6 protein-coding genes are annotated in these 17,565 nt (G+C 63.3%); 4 read left to right on the forward strand and 2 right to left on the reverse strand.

Going from position 1 to position 17,565, the window contains the following annotated elements; all coding sequences use genetic code 11:
- The first annotated feature begins 467 nt into the window (after positions 1-467).
- The 4 genes from ACTJKT_RS29410 to ACTJKT_RS29425 all read left to right on the forward strand — a co-directional run bounded on the left by ACTJKT_RS29410 (position 468) and on the right by ACTJKT_RS29425 (position 6,388).
- Positions 468-2,243 (forward strand): type I secretion system permease/ATPase, encoded by a 1,776-nt coding sequence (locus ACTJKT_RS29410; RefSeq protein WP_440789964.1) that lies wholly within the window; start codon positions 468-470, stop codon positions 2,241-2,243.
- Entirely contained in the window at positions 2,236-3,549 is a 1,314-nt protein-coding gene (locus ACTJKT_RS29415) for an HlyD family type I secretion periplasmic adaptor subunit (protein ID WP_440789966.1), read from the forward strand. The genes ACTJKT_RS29410 and ACTJKT_RS29415 overlap by 8 nt, the downstream gene beginning before the upstream one ends.
- 38 nt (positions 3,550-3,587) lie before the next feature.
- Positions 3,588-4,949, forward strand: a complete 1,362-nt coding sequence (locus ACTJKT_RS29420; RefSeq protein ID WP_440789968.1) for a TolC family outer membrane protein — start codon at positions 3,588-3,590, stop codon at positions 4,947-4,949.
- A gap of 722 nt (positions 4,950-5,671) precedes the next feature.
- Positions 5,672-6,388 (forward strand): response regulator transcription factor, encoded by a 717-nt coding sequence (locus ACTJKT_RS29425; protein ID WP_440789970.1) that lies wholly within the window; start codon positions 5,672-5,674, stop codon positions 6,386-6,388.
- A 251-nt stretch (positions 6,389-6,639) separates the two neighbouring features.
- Here ACTJKT_RS29425 and ACTJKT_RS29430 read toward each other — a convergent pair whose 3' ends face one another.
- Both ACTJKT_RS29430 and ACTJKT_RS29435 read right to left on the reverse strand, forming a co-directional pair.
- Positions 6,640-15,450 carry a T1SS-143 repeat domain-containing protein gene (locus ACTJKT_RS29430; RefSeq protein ID WP_440789972.1) on the reverse strand — a complete coding sequence of 2,937 codons (8,811 nt, stop codon included), beginning with the start codon at positions 15,448-15,450 and terminating at the stop codon, positions 6,640-6,642.
- A 315-nt stretch (positions 15,451-15,765) separates the two neighbouring features.
- On the reverse strand, positions 15,766-17,565 hold a 1,800-nt coding region (locus ACTJKT_RS29435), incomplete at its 5' end, for a T1SS-143 repeat domain-containing protein (RefSeq protein ID WP_440789974.1).

A 17,565-nucleotide genomic window follows, 5' to 3' on the forward strand; every position in this document is an offset into this window, starting at 1 on the left:
CCACAACCCTCCGATCGAAATCAGCCGCGTGCGCACAAAAGCTAGCCCTCCAGCACACCCGATACCCACTGCAAGCGCACCGCTGGTCATCGCAAGGCCGGCCGGCCAATCCAGTAACTAGACTAATCGGGATACCCAGGCGCTGCGTGCACTGCACCTGTCGCTACCGACAATCGGATTCTCCCGGGCGAAGCGGGGTGCGCGACGAACTTGTCGCGTGCCAGGAAAACCTGTCCCGGCATCCTGCGGCGCTTCTGCTCCAGCCACCTCCCACTCGCCAATGATGGCGCAAAAAGCCCGTGCTAGAGCCATCAGGTCGCTAGGTCGCGAGGCTCTTGCGCGCGCTCGCGCGCCGGGCCGTTACCGGCGCGATGGCGGCTGCCCGAGGCGAATCGGCCAATGGCCGCACGCAGCTGTTCGGCATGATCTAAGCTCCACAAAGGCTGGCCTTTCGAGCAGAGGTTTCAATGCAAAGCCCACCTGAAAACAGTCTGAAAAGTGCGTTGAAGGTCTGCAGAGACAGCTTTGTTTTTGTCGGCTTTTTCAGTTTCTTCATCAACGCGCTGATGCTTGTCCCGACCTTCTACATGCTCCAGGTGTATGGGCGGGTGATGACCAGCGGCAGTCTCACCACCCTGGCCATGCTGACGCTGATCATGACCATGCTGGTGATCACCCTCGGCTCCCTCGAATGGATTCGCTCACGCATCATGGTGCGGGTCAGTACCCGGCTGGATGTGCTGCTCAGTCGCCAGGTCTACAAGGCCAGTTTCAAACGGGCTTTGGACAGTGGCGGCATGGATGCTTCGGCCCAGTCGCTCAACGATTTGACGGGGTTGCGACAGTTTCTCTCCAGCAGCGGCCTGTTCGCCTTTTTCGACGCGCCCTGGTTGCCGATCTATATCGCGGTGATGTTCCTGTTCCACCCCTGGTTCGGCTGGGTCGCGACGGGCAGTGCCCTGTTGTTGATAGTGCTCGCCTTCGTCAATGAGAAGCTGACGGCGCCGGTGCTGGCCCAGGCCAACAAGGAGCATATCGGCGCGAGCCTCTATACCACCAAGAACCTGCGCAACGCCGAAGTCATAGAGTCCATGGGCATGCTGGAAACCCTGATGGATCGTTGGGGCCGTCGGCAGAGAAGCGTGCTGCTGCTGCAATCCCTGGCGAGCGACCGGGGAGGCCTGGTCACGACGCTGTCGCGGACTTTCCGCCTGCTGGTGCAATCCCTGGTGCTGGGCCTGGGGGCGTACCTGGCGGTGGACCATCAGGTGGGGGCCGGCCTGGTGTTCGCTGGGGCCGTGCTGCTGGGGCGGGCGCTGGCCCCGATCGACCTGATGATCGGCAGCTGGAAGGGCTTTATCGCGGCCCGTTCGCAGTACAACCGCCTGAACGACATCCTCGGCAAACAACTGGCGCAACCCGAGCGTCTGTCGTTGCCCGCGCCTGAGGGCAACGTGCAGGTCGAGAACCTGATTGTCGCGGCACCTGGCTCGAACACCCCGATCCTCAAGAACATCAGCTTCAGCGTACCGGCCGGTTGCGTGGTGGGCATCATAGGTCCGAGCGCCTCGGGCAAGTCGACCCTGGCCAGGGCGCTGATCGGCGTCTGGCCGCCGCAGCATGGGGTGGTCCGGCTGGATGGCGCGGACATCAGCACCTGGGACAAGCAAGAGCTTGGCCCGCATATCGGTTACTTGCCCCAGGACATTGAATTGTTCGAGGGCAGCGTCGGCGAGAACATTGCCCGCTTCGCCGAGATCGATTCGGCGAAAGTCATCCAGGCCGCCAGGACCGCTGGCGTCCACGAAATGATTCTGCTGTTGCCCGACGGCTACGACACCGTCATCGGCAGCGAGGGCGTCATGCTCTCGGCGGGGCAGCGCCAGCGCATCGGGCTGGCCCGCGCGCTGTACGGCAACCCGCGGTTGATCATTCTCGACGAGCCCAATTCCAATCTCGACGAAGTCGGCGATCGCGCCCTGGCGGCGGCCATCCAGCAGATCAAGCACACCGGCGCGACCCTGTTCGTGATTACCCACCGCACCAATATCGTGTCGCAACTCGACCGGCTGCTGGTGATGAAAGCCGGGGTTGTCGCGCTCTATGGACCGCGCGAGGAAGTGCTGGCCGAACTCAGCGGGCAGCAACCGCCGGTCCCGAAACACGCCGGGCCCGTACCGGTGGCTACCAATGTGGCGTCGATCGATGCCCGCAAGGACGATGGCGGTGAATCCTATGCCTGATCGTCAAATCGAGAGCTTCTCCGACCTGCCGGTGTCCGATCGCAAGGCCCACCGCCTGGGGATGGGCATTGTCGGCGTGACCTTCGGCCTGTTCGGCACCTGGGCGGCGCTCGCGCCCCTGGACGGTGCCGCGTACGCGCCGGGAGTGGTCACAGTGCAGACTTATCGCAAGACGGTCCAGCACCTTGAAGGCGGCATCGTCAAATCGGTGTTGGCCCACGATGGCGACATCGTCAAGCGGGATGATCCGCTGATCATCCTGGACGATGCCCAGCTGCGCTCCGAATACGAGGCGACCCAAGGCCTGCTGGTCGCGGCCAGGGCCATGGAGTCGAGGCTGATTGCCGAACGCGACGGGTTGCCGACGATCGACTTTGGGCAGATGCCCGAATCCGCCAGTGTGCGAGGAGAGGAAGCGCGCCAGGGCGAGACCCAGGTATTCAACGCTCGGCGCGGCTCGCGGCTGGGCCAGATCTCGGTGCTGCGCGAGCGCATCGGCCAATTGCACCAGCAGATCAAGGGCCTGGAGTCGATGATCGCGGTCAAGGTGCGCCTGGAGAAATCCTACAGCGGTGAAATCGGCGAATTGTCCGAGCTGCTCAAGGAAGGGTTCGTCGACAAGCAACGCCTGCTGGAGCAGGACCGCAAGCTGGGGATGCTCAGGTCGGAGGTGGCCGATCACCGTTCCACCATCGACAAGACCCGCCTGCAGATCAACGAAACCCAGCTGCAGATCCTCCAGGTCGACAAGGATTTCAATTCCGACGTGGCCAAGCAGCTGGCCGAGGTGCAGACCAAGATCTACGACCTGCAAGAGAAGAACTCGGCCCTGGAAGACCGCCTCAGCCGCATCGTCATCCGCGCCCCCGACGCGGGCATGGTGATTGGCATGACGGTACACACCATCGGCGGCGTCGTGCGTTCGGCGACGCCCCTGCTGGACATAGTGCCGTCGGTTTCCGAACTGGTCATAGAGGCCCAGGTGGCGCCGGTGGACATCGACCGCATCGGCATCGGCAAGCGCGCCGATATCCGTTTCGGCGCGTTCAAGAGCTCGACCACGCCGGTGATCGAAGGCGAGGTCAGCAGCGTCTCGGGCGACCGGCTGACCAACGAAAAGACCGGGACCGCCTATTACCTGGCGCGGGTCCGGGTCACCGAGAACGGTGCGCGCACCTTGGGTGAACGCAAGTTGCTGCCGGGGATGCCGGCGGACGTGTTGATCATCACCGGGCAGCGCACGCTGTTGCAGTACCTGATGCAGCCGGCCCGGGATGTGATGTCTCAATCAATGATCGAGGAGTGACCGTGGGAGAGTCGTCAGTTCTGCTAGGGAGTGCATTCATGCTGGCAGCGGGGGCCGCCTTGGCGCAAACCGCTGCGGTAACGCCAACCGGGGTCAATGCCTCGACCTATTCCACCGACCTCATGCAGCTGTATCGCGAGGCGCGGCTGGAGGATCCACAGGTCCTGGCCTCCTATGCGCAAGCGCAGGCGGGCAAGGAGCATCAACGCGAGGCGCTGGGGGCGCTGTTGCCGCAACTGTCGCTGAATGCCGGGACGAACCGGATCCACCAGGAAAACGACCTGATACAAGAGCGCAGCTTCGATAGCGAAAGCTACAGTCTGGTGCTGCGCCAGTACCTCTACAACAAGGCCGCGTGGGAGAACTACCAGAAGTTCAAGAGCCTGGCCAAGCAGTCCGAGTCGCAAGCGCTGGACGCCCAGGCCGAGGCCACGGTGGAGCTGGCGCGGCGCTACTTCACTGCCCTGGCGGCCGAGGATGAGCTGGAGCTGGTGCGGGCGGAACGCCGAACCACGCAAAAGAGCCTGGACCGGGTCAATGCGTTGTACGAAAAGCAGCTGGCGATGATTACCGACCAGCTCGACCTCAAGGCCCGGGTGGACCTGCTCGCGGCCCAGGAACTGGATGCCCGCAACCAGGCCAGCATCAGTCGCGAGGCGCTGGCGGAGCTGGTCGGGCGGCCGGTCAAGGAGAAGCTCAACCGGATTCGCAATGACGCGCAGCTGCGGGTTTCGGCGCAGAGCCTGGAGTCCTGGGTGCGCGAGGGCATGGAGCTGAACCCGACGCTCAAGGCCAGCGAGAGCGGCGCCGAAGCCGCGAACGCAGCGTTGCGCAGCGGCAAGGGCGGGCATTACCCGACGGTGAGCCTGAACCTCAGCGCGCAGCAGACCAACGAGGGCTACAACAATACCCTGGCGCCACGCACCGACAGCTATGTCGCCGGCATCGGCGTCCAGGTGCCGCTGTACAGCGGCGGTTCGACCTCGGCGCGGGTCCGTGGGCTCTACCAGGACCAGCTGGTCGCCGAGCAGGAGCTGGAAGCGATCCGGCGGCGGGTGGTCAAGGAGATCACCAGCGCCTACCTGACCGCCAATTCGAACGGCGAAAAGATCGACGCCAGCCGTTCGGCGCTGGCCTCGGCGCAGCTGTCCAGGGTGGCGGCGGAGAAGGGGCTGAGCTATGGCATGGTCAATGCCGTGGATGTACTGACCAGCGTACGCAACGAGTTCCGCGCCCGGCGCGACCTGCTCAAGACCCAATACGAGTTCCTCAGCAATGTCTTCACCCTCAATCGCTGGGCGGGCAAACCACCGGTAGAAAGCGTCGAGAATGTGAATGCCTGGCTGAGCCCCGGTAGCGCCGGCCAGGCCATGGGCGTTGGGATCGAGGACCAGGAGTAACGGGGCCGCCTGGCCATTTGCCTGCTGCGTTCTACAGCCCCGGAGCCGGAGAGATCCGGGGCTGGTCGCGTCTGGCCCAACGGCAAATGAGGTGCCCCTGAGGGGGACGACATCTGCACCTCGAAGATCATTGGTTTTTTGTCCACCCAGCCGGTTTGCCAGGTTGCCGAGACTTTTTTGTCCGGCACAGGCAGTCGCTTGTGCGGGGGATTGACGTTGAGCTGGCGATTCATGGCGCTGCTGGCCTCGTCGATAAATTGACGCTTTCATTGCTTGTGTACTTGGCTGCGCGCCATTCGTCCGTTAATTGACGAGCCTGGTTGGATTCGATTCTGCCCGTAGGTCGCCCGCGGCGAGCCTAAGAGCTTGATTTGTGGGGGGCAGGGCGCCCCTGGGGAACATCGGCCCGGAAGGCTTGAGTCGAAGACCGACGGATGGGGTGGCAGGCAGCGCAGTGGGCTGGCCTAGACTCAGTTGAGGGCTCGCGGACGCCCTGTGGTACGTGCAAGCTATTGATAGTTATTCTTATTTATGCTGCTTCGATAGATTTGTCCGGCTTTGGGAAACCTCCGCAACTTCTGCCTGTACCCCGGGTCGCCAAGAGCCGGGCGGGCACTTTCAGAGCCTGTCGGCGCTCGCATCCGTCCTTCAAGAGCGAGTGGCCGATCAAGGAAGGCCAACGCGTATGAAGGTCATCGTTTTTCAAGGGGAGGCAGGAAGACATGCCAGACCATAAAAAAACGATACGCGTGATGCTGATCGATTGCCGCCCCCTGGTGCTCATGGGGCTTCATGATTTGATCAATGCGAGGAGGCCCCGGATGGAGGTGAGCGGCCAGGCCACCACCTACACCAATGCGCTGGACCTTGCCGATCAGTTGCGTCCCAATGTGATTTTCTTCAGTTTCTTTCCGGATGCGCTGAACCCGCTGGAAGTCGTCGCGGGGCTCACCCACAACAGCGAAATGAAACTGCTGGTGCTCAAGGGCCTGTACGAATCCGTCCCGGTTGCCCAGGCGATCGAGGCGGGCGCGCGCGGCATCGTGCTGGCGGAGGACCCGACGGAGTCGATCGTCCAGGCCATCATCAAGGTCCACCATCACGACGTCGGGCTGGACCGGGCCTGGTCCGGCGGGCTTTCCGGCTATGCCGCGAGCAGGCATGTACCCTTGCGATGCAACCTGGAACAGGCGAAGCAGGCACGGCTGACGCTGCGCGAGCGGGAACTGATTCGCGCCATCGTCGGCGACCCGTCCGCCAAATACATGAGCATCGCCGAGCACCTGGGCATCAGTGAGCACACCGTGCACAACCACCTCAGCAACATCTATCAGAAGCTCAACCTGATCAACCGCATCGACTTGCTGATGTATGCGCTCAAGCACGGGCTCACCGACAACGAAGAGCCGCCCGACTCCACCTGGGTGGAACTGGAATGAGGTGATCAAAGACAAGGCAGCCCCTTTGCTGTCCTTGTCGCTGTCCTTGTCGTCGGCCTGGATGTCCGGGTCGAGGGTGATGTTGTGCTCATCATTTCCTGTCCCATGCATACGCAGGCATGTCGCCGTGCTCTGTGGGCCTTGGGCTGCCTGGGCATTTTTCGCGGATGCGATCGAGGAATTTCGGACCGGTAAAAAAAGCGAGGGTGGTTTCCAGGCCACCCTCGCATCGGTTCGCATGCGCGAAGGTTTCAGACGCTGCCCATTACGATATCGGTATTAAGCAGATCGACCCCGACCAGGGTAATGGTCGTGATCTGCCCGCCGGTCTCGGCCACCGTCACGATGCTGTCGGCGCCGGCGTTGTTGATCGACTGCACAGTGGCGCCCGGGTCACCAATAAGCACCACCGCATCGCGCTGGCCTGCTCCCGCATCGAAGCCGGTGACCTGGTACTGGTTCTCGGCGACCGACAGGTCGATGTTGAAGGCATCCCGCTCACCCGTGGTGCCCACCAACCTGAAGTCGAAAAGGGCGTCGGCTGGGTCGTTGGCGAACAGGTTGGCGTCGAACGCGCTGGTCGCGGTGTCGCCATCCTTGTCCGTCACCGTCGCGTTGAACGCCAGCTTGACGTCGCTGGCCAGGCTCTCGGTCTCGTGGGTGAACAGGATCGTCGGGATCTTGATCTCGCCCCGGGCCATCGTCAGCTGAACGGCATCGATCAAGGAGGTGGCCGACTTCTCGACGGTGAAGGACACCTGCCCACCGGCCTCCGGCGTCAGGGTGTTGACCTCGATCAGGTTGGAGAAGGTGCCATCTTCGTAGAAGACCCTGTAGTACAGGTCCTCAGTTGCCGTGTTGTAACCGCCCACGGAGTTGTCGATAAACACCTTCATGCTCGTCAGCAGGCTTTCCGGATTGACGACGAAGCTTTCATCGGCTGCGCCGATCGCCGCCTGGTTGTCTCCCTGGAACAGGTTGTTGGCGATGCCGATGCCGGCCGTGCTGACGTTCAAGGCTGCGGTGCCGATGAACGATGGCAGCGGGTTGGTCTGCAGTTGCGCTTCGGTCGGGTCGGACGCTCCAAGCCCGATGCCGGTCTGGATGCTGTTCGCGCCGCTTGCCGGAGCCAGCGGGTTGGCGCCGAAGAACACGATATCCTCGGTGCCGATCGTCAGAGTGCGTACCGGGTCCGGGCCACCGGCATCCAGCGCGCCGTCGGCGCTGCTGAGGACGATAGTCGAGCGGAAGCCTTCCTCCAGGTCCAGGGCATAGGTGCCGTTGGCGTAGGCGCTCAGGGTGTAGTGGACGGTGGTGTCCGCCGTGGCCGCGTTGTTGTCGAAATCACCGGTCAAGGCCCCGGCGAACTGGTAAGCGCCATTGGCGTCCGGTGACGGCGATTGCTCGACCAGCGTACCGGTGCCGGTGGTGGTCGTGTCGTCCGGCCGGACCAGGGTGAACTGGCCGTTTACCAGCGAGATATCCAGGCCGTTCGCATCCAGCCCGTCGGCGCCAGGCCCCAGGTTCCAGTAGCCTTGTTGCGCATGCTGGGTCCCGGTGCCGATCAGGTTGCCGAAGGCCAGGGTCGGCGTATCGTCATCGACGGTGATCACCAGCTTGTCGGCTGCGGCCGTCACCGTGTCGCCGTCCTTGTCGGTGGCTTGCAGCAGTGTGCCCAGGTTGATCGTGAGGTCGTTTTCGTCGTTGCCCGCCGCGTGATCCAGGTGCTGGAGCAGGGTGAAGGTGTAGGCCCCCGCTACCGTGAGGCTGAGGGTGAACACGTCAGTCGCGCCGGCCTTGGCGGTCAGGGTGTTGCCGAGGACGCTGTAGGCCAGCGCCACCCCGCCGGAACTCAGCGCTGGCAAGCCGCTGGTATTGCTCGACAGGGAATAGCTCAGCGGTACATCGGCCCCGGACTGGAAGATGCCGGTCACGCTGCCACTGGCCACGGTGGCCTCACCGGCCACATCCCCGACACCCCCGGCGATGCCATTGGCCAGGCCGTCCTCATCGACGGTGCCGGCCTCGGCGGTGCCATTGGCGGTGGGCGTGTCGTCATCGACGGTAATCACCAGCTTCTCGGGCGCGGCCGTCACCGTGTCGCCGTCCTTGTCGGTGGCCTTCAGCAAGCTACCCAGATTGATCGTGATGTCGTTTTCATCGTTGCCCGCTGGATGATCCAGGGGCTGGAGCAGGGTAAAGCTGTAGGCACCGGCTGCGCTAAGGCTGAAGGTGAATACATCGGTCGCACCGGCCTTGGCGGTCAGGGTATCGCCCAGGACGCTGTAGACCAGTGCTACTCCACCGGAACTCAGGGCTGGCAGGCCGCTGGTATCACTCGACAAGCTATAGGTCAGTGGCACGTCGGCCCCGGACTGGAAGATGCCGGTGACACTGCCATTGGCCGTGGTGGCTTCTCCAGCCACGTCGCCCACACCACCGGCGATACCGTTGGCCAAGCCGTCTTCATCGACGGTGCCGGCCGCGGCGGTTCCATTGGCGGTTGGCGTGTCGTCATCGACGGTAATCACCAGTTTCTCGGCGGCAGCGGTCACCGTGTCGCCGTCTTTGTCGGTGGCCTTCAGCAAGGTACCGAGGTTGATGGTGATGTCGTTTTCGTCATTACCGGCCGGATGATCCAGCGGTTGCAGCAGGCTGAAGCTGTAGGCACCCGCGGCACTAAGGCTGAAGGTGAATACATCGGTCGCACCGGCCTTGGCGGTCAGGGTGTCACCCAGCACGCTGTAGACCAGTGCCACTCCACCGGAGCTCAGGGCTGGCAGGCCACTGGTGTCGCTTGACAAGCTATAGGTCAGTGGCACGTCGGCCCCGGATTGGAAGATGCCGGTGACGTTGCCGCTGGCAGTGGTGGCTTCGCCAGGTACGTCGCCGACACCACCGGCGATGCCATTGGCCAGGCCGTCTTCGTCGACGGTGCCGGCCTCGGCGGTTCCGGTTGCGGTTGGCGTATCGTCATCGACCGTGATCACCAGTTTCTCGGCGGCGGCCGTCACTGTATCGCCATCCTTGTCGGTGGCTTGCAGCAGGGTTCCCAGGTTGATCGTGATGTCGTTTTCATCGTTACCTGCAGGGTGATCCAGCGGTTGCAGCAGGGTAAAGCTGTAGGCACCCGCGGCACTGAGACTGAAGGTGAACACATCGACTGCACCCGCCTTGGCAGTCAGGGTATCGCCGGCGACGCTGTACACCAGCGCCACACCACCGGAACTCAGGGCTGGCAAGCCACTGGTATCGCTCGACAGGGTATAACTCAGCGGTACGTCGGCCCCGGACTGGAAGATCCCGGTCACGTTGCCGCTGGCCGTGGTGGCTTCGCCAGGCACGTCACCGACGCCGCCGGCAATGCCATTGGCCAGGCCATCTTCGTCGACAGTGCCGGCCTCGGCGGTTCCAGCTGCCGTTGGCGTATCGTCATCGACGGTAATCACCAGTTTCTCGGCGGCGGCTGTCACCGTGTCACCATCCTTGTCGGTGGCTTGCAGCAGGGTTCCCAGGTTGAGGGTGATGTCGTTTTCATCGTTACCGGCTGGATGGTCCAGCGGTTGCAGCAAGGTGAAGCTGTAGGCACCGGCGGCACTGAGGCTGAAGGTGAACACATCGGCCCCACCCACGCCCGCATTGGCGGTGAGGGTGTCGCCCACCACGCTATAGACCAGCGCCACCCCACCCGAACTCAGGGCAGGCAGGCCGCTGGTATCGCTCGACAAGGAGTAGGTCAGTGGTACGTCGGCCCCGGACTGGAAGATGCCGGTGACGTTGCCGCTGGCCACTGTGGCCTCGCCAGCCACGTCGCCGACGCCACCGGCAATGCCATTGGTCAAGCCGTCTTCATCGACAGTACCGGCCTCCGCGGTTCCGGCTGCCGTTGGCGTGTCGTCATCGACGGTAATCACCAGTTTCTCGGCGGCGGCGGTGACCGTATCGCCATCCTTGTCGGTGGCCTGCAGCATCGTGCCGAGGTTGATGCTGATGTCGTTCTCGTCATTGCCGGCCGGATGATCCAGCGGTTGCAGCAGGCTGAAGTTGTAGTCACCCGCGGCGCTGAGGCTGAAGGTGAACACATCGACTGCGCCAGCCTTGGCCGTCAGGGTATCGCCGGCGACGCTGTACACCAGTGCCACTCCACCGGAACTCAGGGCTGGCAAGCCGCTGGTATCACTCGACAAGGAGTAGGTCAGCGGTACATCGGCGCCGGACTGGAAGATGCCCGTCACGCTGCCGCTGGCCGTGGTCGCTTCACCAGGCACATCACCGACACCACCGGCGATGCCATTGGCCAGGCCGTCTTCATCGACGGTGCCGGCCTCGGCGGCTCCATTCGCTGTTGGCGTATCGTCATCGACGGTGATCACCAGCTTCTCGGCGGCGGCCGTCACCGTATCGCCGTCCTTGTCCGTGGCTTGTAGCAGGGTGCCAAGGTTGATGCTGATGTCGTTCTCGTCATTGCCGGCGGGATGATCCAGCGGCTGCAGCAGGCTAAAGCTGTAGGCACCGGCTGCGCTGAGGCTGAAGGTGAATACCTCGGCGCCACCCACGCCCGCATTGGCGGTCAGGGTATCGCCCACCACGCTGTAGACCAGCGCCACACCGCCCGAACTCAGGGCTGGCAAGCCGCTGGTATCACTCGACAAGGAGTACGTCAGCGGCACGTCGGCACCCGACTGGAAGATGCCCGTCACATTGCCGCTGGCCGTAGTGGCTTCGCCAGGTACGTCGCCGACGCCACCGGCAATACCATTGGCCAGGCCGTCTTCATCGACAGTGCCCGCCTCGGCGGCTCCGGTTGCGGTTGGCGTGTCGTCATCGACGGTAATCACCAGTTTCTCGGCGGCGGCCGTCACCGTGTCGCCGTCCTTGTCGGTAGCCTGCAGCAGGGTTCCCAGATTGATGCTGATGTCGTTTTCATCGTTACCGGCTGGATGATCCAGCGGCTGCAGCAGGGTGAAGCTGTAGGCACCCGCGGCACTGAGGCTGAAGGTGAATACATCGGCGCCACCCACACCCGCATTGGCGGTCAGGGTATCGCCCACCACGCTGTACACCAGCGCGACGCCACCGGAACTCAATGCCGGCAGGCCGCTGGTATCACTCGACAAGGAGTAGGTCAGCGGTACGTCGGCACCCGACTGGAAGATACCGGTGACGTTGCCGCTGGCAGTGGTGGCTTCGCCAGGCACGTCGCCGACGCCACCGGCAATGCCATTAGCCAGGCCGTCCTCATCGACGGTGCCAGCCTCGGCGGCGCCATTGGCGGTGGGGGTGTCGTCATCGACGGTGATCACCAGTTTTTCGGCGGCGGCCGTCACCGTATCGCCATCCTTGTCCGTGGCCTGGAGCATCGTGCCGAGGTTGATGGTGATGTCGTTTTCATCGTTGCCCGCTGGGTGATCCAGCGGCTGCAGCAGGCTAAAGCTGTAGGCACCCGCGGCACTGAAGCTGAAGGTGAATACCTCGGCGCCACCCACGCCCGCATTGGCGGTCAGGGTGTCACCCGCGACGCTGTAGACCAGCGCCACGCCACCGGAACTCAGGGCAGGCAGGCCGCTGGTATCGCTCGACAAGGAGTAGGTCAGCGGCACGTCGGCACCGGACTGGAAGATTGCAGTCACATTGCCGCTGGCCGTGGTGGCTTCGCCCGGCACATCGCCGATACCGCCGGCAATGCCGTTGGCCAGGCCATCCTCGTCGACGGTGCCAGCCTCGGCGGTTCCATTCGCCGTTGGCGTATCGTCATCGACGGTGATCACCAGTTTTTCGGCGGCGGCTGTCACCGTATCGCCATCCTTATCCGTGGCCTGCAATAGCGTGCCCAGATTGAGGGTGATGTCGTTTTCGTCATTGCCGGCCGGATGATCCAGTGGTTGCAGCAGGCTGAAGCTGTAGTCACCCGCGGCGCTGAGGCTGAAGGTGAACACATCGACTGCGCCAGCCATGGCCGTCAGGGTATCGCCGGCGACGCTGTACACCAGGGCTACTCCGCCCGAACTCAGGGCTGGCAGGCCGCTGGTATCGCTGGACAAGGAGTAGGTCAGAGGTACGTCGGCACCGGACTGGAAGATCCCGGTCACGCTGCCGCTGGCCGTCGTTGCTTCGCCAGGCACGTCACCGACACCACCGGCAATGCCATTGGCCAGGCCGTCTTCGTCGACGGTGCCGGCCTCGGCGGTGCCATTCGCCGTTGGCGTGTCGTCATCGACGGTAATCACCAGTTTTTCGGCGGCGGCCGTTACCGTATCGCCGTCCTTGTCGGTGGCTTTCAGCAAGGTACCGAGGTTGATGCTGATGTCGTTTTCATCGTCGCCCGCTGGATGGTCCAGCGGTTGCAGCAGGCTGAAGCTATAGGCACCGGCTGCACTGAGGCTGAAGGTGAACACATCGACAGCGCCAGCCTTGGCGGTCAGGGTGTCACCCGCGACGCTGTAGACCAGCGCGACGCCACCGGAGCTCAGGGCTGGCAGGCCGCTGGTATCGCTCGACAAGGAGTAGGTCAGCGGTACGTCGGCCCCGGATTGGAAGATCCCGGTCACGTTGCCGCTGGCCGTGGTGGCTTCGCCTGCCACATCTCCGACACCACCGGCAATGCCATTGGCCAGACCGTCTTCATCGACAGTGCCAGCCTCGGCGGTTCCTGCTGCGGTTGGCGTGTCGTCATCGACGGTAATCACCAGTTTCTCGGCAGCGGCGGTGACCGTATCGCCATCCTTATCCGTGGCCTGGAGCATCGTGCCCAGATTGAGGGTGATGTCGTTTTCGTCGTTACCGTCTGGATGATCCAGCGGCTGCAGCAGGGTAAAGCTGTAGGCACCCGCGGCACTGAGGCTGAAGGTGAACACATCGACTGCACCGGCCTTGGCCGTCAGGGTATCGCCGACCACGCTGTAGACCAGGGCCACGCCACCGGAGCTCAGGGCTGGCAAGCCGCTGGTATCGCTCGACAGGGAATAGCTCAGTGGCACGTCGGCGCCGGACTGGAAGATACCCGTCACGTTGCCGCTGGCCGTGGTGGCTTCGCCAGGCACGTCACCGACACCGCCGGCGATGCCATTGGCCAGGCCGTCTTCATCGACGGTCCCGGCCTCGGCGACGCCGGTTGCGGTGGGCGTATCGTCATCGACGGTAATCACCAGTTTCTCGGCGGCAGCCGTCACCGTATCGCCATCCTTATCCGTGGCCTGCAATAGCGTACCCAGGTTAAGGGTGATGTCGTTTTCGTCGTTGCCCGCTGGGTGATCCAGGGGCTGCAGCAGGGTAAAGCTGTAGGCACCCGCGGCGCTGAGGCTGAAGGTGAACACATCGACTGCACCGGCCTTGGCGGTCAAGGTGTCGCCCACCACGCTATAGACCAGGGCCACGCCACCGGAACTCAGGGCAGGCAAGCCGCTGGTATCACTCGACAAGGAATAGCTCAGTGGCACATCGACGCCGGACTGGAAGATTGCGGTGACGCTGCCGCTGACGGTGGTGACCTCGCCAGGCACATCGCCGACGCCGCCGGCAATGCCATTGGCCAGGCCGTCCTCATCGACGGTGCCGGCCTCGGCGGTTCCGGCCGCAGCTGGTCCATCGTCCTCGAAGATCATCTGCGAGCCGATTTCGCTGGTGATCGTAGAAGGATGGCGCAGCGAGAAACCACCGATATCGAAGTCGGCGTGGTTATCGCCCCTGGCGTTGACGGCTGCGCCGTTCTCGACCAGTACGCGGTTGTGATCCGCGCTGGTGGTGTATTCGATCTGATAGTTGGCCTTGACGCCGGTGACGGTTGCCACTCCACCAGAGAAGCTGATGGCAATGCTCGGATCATTCACCGATCCGTCGGAATTCTCGATCAGCAGCCCGGTGCTTTTATCGAAGACGCGGACATTGGTGATGGCCACCGATGCATCGTTGGCATAGCCGTTGACGAAGTCCACGCGGTCTTCAACCGCGGTGCTGAAGGCACTGATCTTGACCATCGCCGTCTTGCCGCCTTGCAGCTGCACGACATCGAAACTGGCCGTCTTCGTATTAAACATGGCGGTAAAGTCGATGTTGTCTTCGACATCGGCTTCGTTCTGGCTCAGGTTGGGAATGGTCACATCCAGCCGGGCGCCGGTGACGAAGGTCAGGCGGATGCCTTCCTGTTCCGTGATCATCTGATTGTTGGTGCCGATGGTGATCGGGCCACCGCCCTGGCTGGTATTGATCCTGTCGCCCGTGTTGATATTCGCGCCGCTCGACTGGTCTGCGGGATCTTTACCGGTGGCGATGATCGCCGGATCGCTGACCCGCAACACACCGTTGTCATCGACCACCGTCGGGTTCGCCCCGGTGAACATCAGGAACAGGTTCTGCCCGGAGGGGGCATTGTTCAGGTTGAATCCGTCCTGGACGGTGCTGACGAAGACCTTGTTCAACAGGTTGAGGGCATCGTCCGGGTTACTGGCGTCCGGATGCTTGAGCGGTTGGTATTCCACGGTCCAGATCTTGCCGCCGCTGACCGGCGATCCGGTTTCTTCGATATAGGCCGCGAACACGATGGCGCCGGCAGGGCCGCCGGCCCGACCGACCAGGATGTTGTTGTTGCTGTCGGTATAGAGAAGGATGTCGGTGCCATCGAGGGTCTCCAGCCCGCTGTCCAGGCCGTTGAGCGGCGCGCCGAGGCTGTCGGTGAACTTGATATCGATGACATTGATGCCGGGCGTCAGGTTGAGGGTGAAGGCATTGCTGCCGGTGTTGCCCGGGGCACCGGTATAACCACTCAAGGCGGCGTCCATCGCGGTACCGGCGCCAAGGGCGGTCAAGCGGGTGGCGAAGGTCGAGGGCAGGGCGGAGAACAGAATGTCATTGTCGTCAGCGTCTCCTGCCGGGCTTGGTGTGGCGGTGGCGTTCTGCAACCCGCTGGTTTCGTCCAGGGTCACGCTCGCACCGAGCACCACGGGCGCAATGCCGTTCGCCGTGCTGACGGTCAGCGTGTTGTCGCTGGGGAAGACGGGGTAGAGAGCGGTACTGGTGTCAGTGGTCAGTTCGTTCGTGGGCGATGTCGTTGTTTTAGAGGTAGTCATGACGTTCTCCTGGGGCAATTCCAGTCGTTGAGGCCGCACCCGGGCCCCCCCTGTTGGCAGATGCAACAACTATGGGGATGCGTAGGAGATTGCGCATTGGCCGATACTCCCAAGCCGGATGGGAGTTTCAGCCTATGTGGCAGGGGAAACGGGAGGCGGCGCAGCAGCGATCGCAAAAAGGACCTCGGGGGGCCTTTTTCCGTTAGCCCGCGAGGGTGGCAACAGGCCGTTGTAGAGCGGCTCTCATAGGGGCGCGCAAAAAAAAAGCGAGGGTGGTTTCCAGGCCACCCTCGCTTGGGTTTGACGCACCAGGTTTCAGACGCTGCCCAGCACAATGTCGGTATTGAGCAGGTCGACCCCGACCAGGGTGATGGTCGTTATCTGCCCGCCGGTCTCGGTCACTGTCACCACACTGTCGGCGCCAGTGTTGTCGACCGATTGCACGACGGCGCCCGCATCACCAATGAGCACCACCGCATCCCGTTGGCCTGCGCCGGCATCGAAGCCGCTGACCTGGTACTGGTTCTCGGTGGCTGACAGGTCGATGTTGAAGGCATCCCGCTCACCCGTGGTGCCCACCAGCCGGAAGTCGAACAGGGCATCGGCCGGGTCGTTGGCGAACAGGTTGGCGTCGAACGCGCTGGTCGCCGTATCACCATCCTTGTCCGTCACCGTCGCGTTGAACGCCAGCCGGATATCGCTGGCCAGGCTCTGGGTCTCGTGAATGAACTCGATGGTCGGGATCTTGATCGTACCCTTGCCCATGGTGAGCTGGACCGCATCGATCAGGTGGGTACCATCCCACTCCAGGGTGAAGGAGGTCTGGCCTCCCGCTTCCGCATGCAGGTCGGCGGCCTGCACCTTGATGGGGGCGCCCGAGGTCGTGCCGTTTTCGAAGTAGATGGTGTAGTACAGCTCTTCCGTGGCCGGGTTGTAGCCCTGCACCGAGTTGTCGATATAGACCTTCATGGCCGTCAACAGCGTCTCGGGGTTGACCACGAAACTCTCGTCACCGGCATTGATGCCCGCCGTGTTGTTGCCCTCCAGGTTGTTGTTGGCGATGCCGATACCCGAGGTGCTGACGTTCAACGCCGCCGTGCCGATGAACGACGGCAGGGGGTTGGTCTGCAACTGCGCTTCGGTAGGGTCGGGCGCCCCGAGCCCGATGCCGGTGAGGATGCTATTCGGACCGGTCTGCGGAGCCAGCGGGTTAGCGCCGAAGAACACCACATCCTCGCTACCTATCGTCAGCGTGCGCACTGGGTCCGGCCCGCCGGCATCCAGTGAGCCATCGGCACTGCTGAGGACGACGACCGAACGGAAGCCTTCCTCCAGGTCCAGGGCATAGGTGCCATTGGCGTAGGCGCTCAGGGTGTAGTGGATGGTGGTATCCGCGGTGGCTGCGTTGTTGTCGAAATCACCGGTCAAGGCCCCGGCGAACTGATAGGCGCCATTGCCATCCGGTGAAGGCGACTGCTCGACCAGCGTGCCGGTGCCGATGCTGGTGGTGTCATCCGGCCGCACCAGAGTGAACTGGCCGTTCACCAGTGAAATGTCCAGGCCGTTGGCATCCAGCCCGTCGGCGCCAGACCCCAGGTTCCAGTAGCCTTGTTGCGCCAGCTGGGTCCCGGTGCCGATCAGGTTGCCGAAGGCCAGGGTCGGGGTGTCGTCATCGACGGTGATCACCAGCTTGTCGGCCGCGGCCGTCACTGTGTCGCCGTCCTTGTCAGTGGCCTGCAGCAGGCTGCCCAGGTTGAGGGTGATGTCGTTCTCGTCGTTGCCCGACGCGTGATCCAGGTGCTGGAGCAGGGTGAAGGTGTAGGCACCCGCTACCGTCAGGCTGAGGGTGAACACATCGGTTGCGCCAGCCTTGGCGGTCAGGGTGTTGCCCAGGACGCTGTAGGCCAGTGCCACCCCGCCCGAACTCAGGGCTGGCAGACCGCTGGTGTCGCTCGACAGGGCATAGCTCAGTGGCACGTCGGCGCCGGACTGGAAGATCCCGGTGACGCTGCCATTGGCGGTGGTGGACTCACCCGCCACATCCCCGACACCCCCGGCGATGCCATTGGCCAGGCCGTCCTCATCGACGGTGCCGGCCTCGGCGGTGCCATTGGC

Origin of the sequence: Pseudomonas sp. 22526 (assembly GCF_052044735.1) — a bacterium.
GTDB classification, from domain to species: domain Bacteria; phylum Pseudomonadota; class Gammaproteobacteria; order Pseudomonadales; family Pseudomonadaceae; genus Aquipseudomonas; species Aquipseudomonas piscium.

What these genes read in the sequence shown, in the direction of transcription:
- ACTJKT_RS29430 (WP_440789972.1), bottom strand. Translation starts at nt 15,450, where the DNA reads ATGACTACCTCTAAAACAACGACATCGCCCACGAACGAACTGACCACT.
- ACTJKT_RS29420 (WP_440789968.1), top strand. Translation starts at nt 3,588, where the DNA reads ATGCTGGCAGCGGGGGCCGCCTTGGCGCAAACCGCTGCGGTAACGCCA.
- ACTJKT_RS29410 (WP_440789964.1), top strand. Translation starts at nt 468, where the DNA reads ATGCAAAGCCCACCTGAAAACAGTCTGAAAAGTGCGTTGAAGGTCTGC.
- ACTJKT_RS29425 (WP_440789970.1), top strand. Translation starts at nt 5,672, where the DNA reads ATGCCAGACCATAAAAAAACGATACGCGTGATGCTGATCGATTGCCGC.
- ACTJKT_RS29415 (WP_440789966.1), top strand. Translation starts at nt 2,236, where the DNA reads ATGCCTGATCGTCAAATCGAGAGCTTCTCCGACCTGCCGGTGTCCGAT.